Origin of the sequence: Variovorax robiniae, from assembly GCF_037889955.1 — a bacterium.
GTDB classification, from domain to species: Bacteria; Pseudomonadota; Gammaproteobacteria; order Burkholderiales; family Burkholderiaceae_C; genus Variovorax; species Variovorax robiniae.
On record NZ_JBBKZS010000083.1, the window covers coordinates 1 to 1,733 of the forward strand.

The following is a 1,733-nucleotide window of genomic DNA, read 5'->3' on the forward strand; positions in this document are numbered from 1 at the left end:
GGCAGTGATGCGTGAGTCGATCCAGCAAGGCTGTCGTCATCTTCGCGTCGCCAAACACACTGGACCATTCGGCGAAGGTCAGGTTGGTCGTGATCAGCACGCTCGTGTGCTCGTAGAGCTTGGACAGCAGGTGGAACAGCAAGGCTCCGCCGGCCTGGCTGAAGGGCAGGTATCCCAGCTCGTCCAGGATCACGAGGTCCATGCGCAGCAAGCTGCTGGCAATGCGCCCCGCCTTGCCTTGGGACTTCTCCTGCTCCAGCGCATTGACCAGGTCGACGGTCGAGTAGAACCGCACCCGCTTGCCGTGTCGCGTGACCCCAGCCACCCCGATGGCCGTCGCCAAATGCGACTTCCCGGTGCCAGGTCCACCGACCAGGACGGCGTTGTGCGCGACCTCGGTGAATTCGCCTTCGGCCAACTGGTGGATCAGCTTGCGGTCCACCGGCGACACGGTGAAGTCGAAGCCCGCGAGATCCCGATGCACCGGGAACTTCGCTGCATGCATCTGGTGACTCACCGAGCGCATCGACCGATCCGTGCTCTCTGCCTGCAGCAGGTGCTCCAGCAGCCAGCGCGAATTCTCGGTGTCCGCGTTGGCGCCTTGCTCGACCAGATCGCCCCAGGCGCCGGCCATGCCATGCAGACGCAACTGTTTGAGCTCGACGATGAGGTCACGCATGACGAACCTCCGCCACGATGTCGTCAGTGCGCAGGCTGTCGTAGCGCGCTGTGTCCGCCTTTGGCGGCTCCAGCACTTGCAGAGCCGTCTCGACCGCCGGCGGCACCGGCTTCGCATTCAAGCGTCCCAGCACATTGACCACGTGCTCGACGCTGACCCGCCCCGACGGTGGTCCGCTCTCCAGGGCCAGCTCCACCGCCACGAGCACGGCCTCCAGTCCGGCCGCCGGCACGATGGCGAGAACCTGTGCCATCAGGCGATCGCCACCAGCTTGACGCAGCAGTCCGCGGCGCAACTGCTGCAGTGGCTCGGGCAGATCCGCGAACGGCGCGCCGTTGCGCAAGGCGCCGGGCTTGCGCTGCAGCAAGGGGATGTAGTGCTGCCAGTCGTAGCAGGTCTGTCCTTCGGCACCGAGGCGCTCGTGGCTTGCCACCACCACGTCCTCGGCCACCACGACGACCTTGGCCGGATACAGCCGCGTGCTGACCATCTGGCCGGCCAGCTCGCACGGCACCGAGTAGCGGTTGCGCGCCGCCGCCACCAGGCAAGTGCTGGAGACGCGCGCCGGCTTCTCCACATAACCGTCGAACGGCTCGGGTACCGGCATCAGGTGGGGCCGCTCGTGCTCCAGCATCTCGGCCACGCTGAACTGGCTGTGTTCGGGATGCCGCACGTCCTCCCACAGCGCACGGCACCGGTCACCGAGCCACGCATTGAGTTCGGCGAACGAGCCGAAGCGCCGCTTGCCCGCCTCGATCCAGATGCGCCGCCGGCTGTCCTGCACGTTCTTCTCGACCACACCCTTCTCCCAGCCGCTGGCGACGTTGCAGAAGTCGGCATCGAACAGGTAGTGCGCGCACATGACGGAGAACCTGGCGTTGACGACACGGCCCTTGCCCTTCTTCACCTTGTCGACCGCCGTCTTCATGTTGTCGTAGATGCCTCGGCGCGCGACGCCGCCCAGCGCCGCAAACGAGCGGGTGTGCGCGTCGAACAGCATTTCGTGGCCCTGGCTCGGATAAGCCACCAGCCAGAACGCGCGGCTTGAGCACAG

Annotated in this window: 2 protein-coding genes; both read right to left on the minus strand. The window is 66.2% G+C overall.

Annotated elements, in window-relative coordinates; translation table 11 throughout:
- The coding region (istB, locus tag WKW79_RS36920; RefSeq protein WP_340340178.1) for an IS21-like element helper ATPase IstB at positions 1-679 on the minus strand (679 nt) is incomplete at its 3' end.
- Positions 672-1,733: IS21 family transposase (gene istA, locus WKW79_RS36925; RefSeq protein ID WP_340340179.1), on the minus strand; the 1,062-nt coding region annotated here is incomplete at its 5' end. The genes istA and istB, both read right to left, overlap by 8 nt.